The sequence below is a fragment of the Methylocaldum sp. 14B genome, from assembly GCF_002005105.1.
Lineage (GTDB): Bacteria > Pseudomonadota > Gammaproteobacteria > Methylococcales > Methylococcaceae > Methylocaldum.
The window spans coordinates 82718-88765 of sequence record NZ_MSCV01000026.1; the positions used below are offsets into that span (position 1 = coordinate 82718).

At 60.9% G+C, this 6048-nt stretch carries 4 protein-coding genes; all 4 read left to right on the top strand.

Annotation, left to right across the window (positions count from 1 at the left end; all coding sequences use genetic code 11):
• Positions 1 to 78: 78 nt before the first annotated feature.
• Entirely contained in the window at positions 79 to 912 is an 834-nt protein-coding gene (locus B2A78_RS18005; RefSeq protein ID WP_346425850.1) for a DUF5765 domain-containing protein, read from the top strand.
• A gap of 350 nt (positions 913 to 1262) precedes the next feature.
• On the top strand, positions 1263 to 1982 hold the full coding sequence (locus B2A78_RS18010) for a response regulator (RefSeq protein WP_077731405.1): 720 nt from the start codon (positions 1263 to 1265) through the stop codon (positions 1980 to 1982).
• Positions 1983 to 2036: 54 nt separating this feature from the next.
• Positions 2037 to 4862 carry an ATP-binding protein gene (locus B2A78_RS18015; protein WP_077731406.1) on the top strand — a complete coding sequence of 942 codons (2826 nt, stop codon included), beginning with the start codon at positions 2037 to 2039 and terminating at the stop codon, positions 4860 to 4862.
• Positions 4863 to 4980: 118 nt separating this feature from the next.
• Complete coding sequence (locus B2A78_RS18020) at positions 4981 to 5898, top strand: TorF family putative porin (RefSeq protein WP_077731408.1); 918 nt, start codon at positions 4981 to 4983, stop codon at positions 5896 to 5898.
• Positions 5899 to 6048 lie beyond the last annotated feature (150 nt).

Here is a 6048-nt window from a genome sequence, read left to right on the forward strand (position 1 = left end):
GTTTTGGTGTTCACTTTCAAGCTTTTGAATCAAGTTTGGGGGGATCTCCTCATGTGTTGGAGCGGCGAAGCTTCGGCCATGTTAGCGACAGGCGGTTTTGCGACGGCAAGCTACTTGGCCTACAAAGGGGAAACACGGGAACTGTGGTTGCCCCTGACTTATTTTGCCTGCATGGAATTGTTGCAGGCCGCGACCTACGTATACATCGATCAGTGCGATACCCCGCAGAACCAGCTGCTGACCTGGCTGGGTTATCTGCACATCACGTTTCAACCCTTCTTCGTCAACATGGTCGCGCTGTACTTCATTCCTGCCCCGGTGAAGCGGCGAATCGGCGGGATGGTCTATTCGTTGTGCGGACTCGCCAGCGCGGCGATGCTGCTCAAGATGTATCCCTTTTCCTGGGCGAGAACCTGCATCCGAGGATACGAGGGATTTTGCGGGCCCGAGGTGTGTTCCCTGTCCGGCGACTGGCACATAGCCTGGCAGCTTCCTCTTAACGGCCTGATGTCGATTTATCCCGATAACCTCATCCCGTTTCAGTTCGGCCTGCACGGTTTTTCCTATTTCGCAGTGAGTTTTTTTCTGCCTTTCCTTTACGGATCATGGCGATTCGTCGCTCTTCATCTCGTCGTGGGTCCTTTGCTGGCCGACATTCTGACGCGCCATCCCAACGAACATGCCGCCGTGTGGTGTCTGCTGTCGATCGCCTTGTGCGTCTCCGTGATCAAGACGCCGCTGCGCCGCCTGCTGCGCGTGGAGCGATGGCCCGGATACCGGCTGTGTATGGAAAAGCCCTCTGCTGAAAACCGCGACACCCTCATCCCGGCTCCGGCCTCGAACAATGAAAAGGCCGGGCCGCTAATTCTACGCAAGCAAAAAATGACTGACCGGAACCAACGGGTGGCTTAACCTCCGGCATTGACACTAGCCGACCAAATTCAGTGAGCGCCGTATCTTTCCGATCGATCGTTGATATCGCTTGTCGGCTTATGCGCTAACATGAGCGGATTTGATGCGACACGCTCTTTATTAACCCGGCCTCTAAATCAGGCCGGGCTAATCCGGGGCAGGGATGCCCAGGCGCGGCCACAAGCCGCGCGAGCCACGCCTAAGCGTGTACCGGCCTTGGCGTCGGCCCGTAAATACCGGGAGCGTATTTACGGACCTGATTAATATAATTATTGCGAACTCTCGGCGCCGGGACAGTTCAGCCGATGGTCGATCTCCGTCGAATCTGGGGGGTAAGCGGAGTTGAAAATATGAATGCCAATATTTTGGTCGTGGACGATGAACCATGCATTCGCGAGATGCTTGCCGAGTATCTCGGCAAGCACGGGTTTCGGGTTTGGCAGGCCGAGTCGGCCCTGAAGGCGCGCGAAGTTCTCCGAAGGGAAGCCATCGATCTCGCGGTATTGGACATCACGATGCCGGGCGAAGACGGGCTCAGCCTTGCCCGCCATATTCGGGAAAACCGGACGACGGCCGTGATCATGCTCACTGCTGCCGATTCGGTAACGGATCGAGTCGTCGGCCTTGAAATCGGGGCCGACGACTACCTCGCCAAACCGTGCGATCCCCGCGAGCTCTTGGCACGGATCAAAAGCGTCCTCCGACGCACCATAACTTCGGCGGCGGAACCGGATCAGGCCATAGCAGCAAGACCGGCGCAACTCTTGCGGTTCGGCTGCTGCGAACTCGACCTGGAAAGCCATCGCCTGCTGAGCGAGAGCGGCCGGGAACTGCCGATCACCAACGGGGAGTTCGACCTGTTGAAGGTTTTCGCAACCCATCCCAATAGGGTGCTGTCGCGCGATCAGATTCTCGATCTGACCCAGCGGCGGTCGTGGGACCCTTTCGACCGCAGCGTCGACATTTGCGTGACGCGGGTGCGCAAGAAGATAGAACCGAATCCGGAGCATCCGCGCTTCATCAAAACGGTTCGAGGCGTGGGTTACCGTTTCGTTCCCGACGGTGAATGATTCGACCGGCCATTCCTATTCAACTCTGGCACTCCAGCGACATTCATCGACATCATGGGCATCTCCACATCGCTTACTCGGGCTACGCTGTACCGGATCGCCGCCGGGGTGACAGCCATCATCGCTCTTTCCACGGCGGTCACATACCACTTGCTGTACCGGGAAATCGAGCAAAGCGCTCTGGCGCGGCTGACCGACTACGGCGTGCAGCGGGCGCGCTATCACGAATCCCATTTCGCGTTTCTCAAGGGATTGCACGAGGTCGTGCGCCGGGATTTCGTGGAACGCTATTCCGCACCGCCCTCCCCCGATTTCGAACGTCGCTTCGATGAGCTGATGAGCCGGTATCCGGACGGCGCGATGCGCAACAGCGAGAAATTCTCCGACGTGGAACGCTATTCCACCGGCTGGATCCATCGCCGGGTGCAGCCCGATACGGAGTTCAAGCGACGCTGGATGTTATTTTTCGATCTGTCGGAAAAGTACAAAGGAACCTTCACCAGTCAATACGCCAACTTCTACTTCACGCATCCCAGCCAACCGTCCGACATGGGCTACGACGATCCCGAACGCTCCGGACACGTGCGCTGGGCCTACGACACGCCGGCGGACTATGCGCTGGATCAACGCGAGTATTTTTATTTGGCCGATGCGGCGCACAATCCCGAGCGCAAAACGATTTGGGGAGGCACCTACTATGAACCGGCCTATAAGAAGATTCTGGTGCCCGGGGTAACCCCTGTGTACGTGGGTGACGAGCATATCGCCAACATCGGCACCGATGAGATTCTCGACGAACTGGAGGCCAGCATTCGCCAATCGGCCATTGCCGGCGCCAGCCATACCGTGTTCCGCGGCGACGGACGACTGATTATCGATCCGTCATACATGACCCAGATCTCGGAAGGCTTCGAAGGATTCAACCTTCACGACACCCAGGATCCGCGGCTGAACGCGCTCTTGCGCTTGGCGACGGAAAGCGCCGAGCTGCCGCGTTCCGGCTTGGCCTCCGAAATCGACGAGTACTACGCGATCAGCCGATTGCCCAGCACCGGATGGTATTTCGCCTCGACCCTGCCGGGGGCCTTGGTCCGCGCCCAAGCGTTCCGCTCGGCGCAGTGGGTGTTCTGGAGCGGCATCGCATCGCTGGCGTTTCTGCTCCTGATTTTGACCATTATTCTGCGACGCCAGATCGCCCACCCTCTGGGCCGGCTGCTGAGGGCCATCCGCAGTGTCGGCTCCGGCGAGGCGCCGGTCGTGGATGTGGCGCGGCTGGAAAATCCGCGCAACGAATTCGGCCAACTGGCCGAGGCGTTCAACGAGATGGTCGCGAAGGTGTCGGAGCGGGACATCGCCCTGCGCGTTGAAAAGGAGCGTTTCCGTGCTCTGATCGAGCATGCCGCGGACATCATCAGCGTGGTCGATGCCGAGGGCGTGATCCGCTACGTCAGCCCCTCGGTGGAGCCGGTTCTGGGCTTTCCGCCGGGCCATTACATCGGCCAGACCATCTTTGCCATCGTGCATCCCGAAGATGTGGCAGTCGTCGCGCACGCCTATCGGACCGCGCTCGATCACCCGGACGCGCCCATCGAACGCCTGGAGTACCGGCTCCGGCATGCCCGTGGCGAATGGCGGATGTTCGAGGCCACCGGCACCAACCAGCTGCAAAACCCCTCGGTGGAAGGCATCGTCGTCAACGCCCGCGACATCAGCGAAGCCATCAAGGCGGAAGCCGAGATCGCCCGTCAGCGCGACACCCTATACCAGCGGGAAAAGCTTGCGGCGATGGGCTCCTTGCTGGCCGGGGTGGCGCATGAACTCAACAACCCCCTCTCCATCGTGGTGGGGCGGGCCATCATGCTGGAGGAAGAGGCCGGGAACGAGACCACCGTGACGGCCGCCCGGAAAATCCGCGCCGCCGCCGAACGCTGCGCCCGCATCGTCAAGACGTTTCTCGCGATGGCCCGCCAGCACACGCCGCAGCACACGGCGGTCCGGCTCAACCGGGTTATCGAGGATTCCCTTGAAATCCTGAGCTATAGCCTGCGCACCGGAGGCGTCGAGGTGGTGACGGAGCTGGCCCCGGACCTGCCGGAGATCGCCGCCGATGCCGATCAGCTGCACCAGGTGTTCATCAACCTCCTCATCAACGCGCAGCAGGCCCTGACCGACCAGCCCGAGCCCCGCCGCCTGTGGATCCGCTCGGGCCACGACCCGGCGGCGAACGCCCTTTGGGTGGAGGTGGCGGACAACGGTCCCGGCATCCCGGAGGCCATTCGCTCGCGCATCTTCGATCCCTACTTCACCACCAAGCCGGTCGGCAGCGGCACCGGGGTGGGCTTGGCGGTCAGTCTCGGCATCGTCGAAGCCCATGGCGGGAGCCTGAGCGCCACCTGTCCGCCCGCGGGCGGGGCGGTGTTCACCGTGCGGCTGCCGGTGCAGGCGGCGGATGCGGTCGAAGCCGGCGCGGCGGCGCCGGAGCCTCCGGAGAGCGGACCCGGACGCATCCTGATCGTCGACGACGAGCCGGAGGTGAGCGCCTTGCTGGCGGACATCCTGGCGAGCGACCGGCACGGCATCGACGTCGCGGCGAGCGGCCGGGAGGCCTTGCGCCTGCTGAGCGAAAACGGCGGGTATGCGGCGATTCTGAGCGATCTTCGGATGCCGGAGATGGACGGCCCGGCGCTGTACCGGGAGATCGAGCGGCGCTGGCCGGAGCTGGCGCGGAAGATCATTTTCGTCACCGGCGACAGCTTGAGCCCCAACGTGCAGGTATTCCTGGACGCCGCCCGCTGTCCGGTCATCGAAAAACCGTTTGTACCGAAGGACGTGCGCCAGAAGGTCGCTCAGGTGGAGAACGGCAGAGGCACGATCCAATAAGAGCCGATACCGACAGGCCCTCGAAATCCTTCGACGGGCTCAGGGCGAGCGGCCTGCGATCTCGGGCAACCGATGACCGGCTCAACCCGCGCGATCCAAAAAAACAAAAAGACATCCGATGTTTCATTCGATTTCCCCCTGTCCGGAAATACACCGGACGTGTCTTGCGGTCCTGGGACTGTTGCCGGCCCTGTCGGCCGTCGCGGGCGACCTTCCCTCCGCCACGCCCCCGCTCTACAACCTGAGCGCCCATGTCGATCTGGTGTCCAGTTACGTCGTTCGCGGCTTTACCACGACTTACTTCAACGGAGAACCTTTGGGCAACGCATCCGCCGATGCGCCGGAATCCGAAGACCCGGTCTTGCAGTGGGGCGCCGATTTGAAATTCGCTTCCGGATGGTATCTGGGCTACTTCGGCTCCATGATCAACTATTCCTATCTGCGCCTGGGCCAGGCCTACTCGAACCGGAGCATCAGCGTATTCGACGACGAGAAATCGATCGAGCACGACATTTACGGCGGCTATGAACTGCCGCTGGGCGATTTCACGATCATAGCGGGATTGACCGGGTATCTTTACACCAACAGCCGCCACGCCGAGACCCTGGAAAGCAGGGTCGGTATCGGCTACGGCGATTTCAGCCTGTTCTCGCAAACGCTGATGAACGATTCCATTCTGGGCAACGCGGGCGACACCTACTGGACCCTCAACTATCGCCGGGTTCTGCCCTGGAATCTGAACTTCAATGCCACCCTCGGCTGGTTCAGCTTCCGCCGCGAAGGGAAGTTTTACGGGACGCGGGACACCTATTTGAAGACCGATTGCCCTCCGGACAGCGCCATGAACGTGACCGGCTGCTATCCGGGCAAATTGCCCGTCAGCAACACCTTCGGCCACGTGATTCTGCAGCTCAGTTATCTGGTTCCCAAGCTGCCGGTGTCCCTGGGCGTGACGGGCATCTTGGGCGGATACAACCGCTTCGGCGTTGCGCAGGAGAACGAAATCATCGGGTCGATCAGTCTGTACTACGAATGAATCAATCCGAGGCGGTTTCGATTTCCGATGGCCTATCGAAGCCGCCGTCTGTTTAGAGCGTTTTTCATCCCGGCGTACGGCTTCGTGTCGGGCGGGAAGAACGTAGGTCGGCAATCCCTTCCCAATCGCAAACGGTCGCTTTAGTCGCGA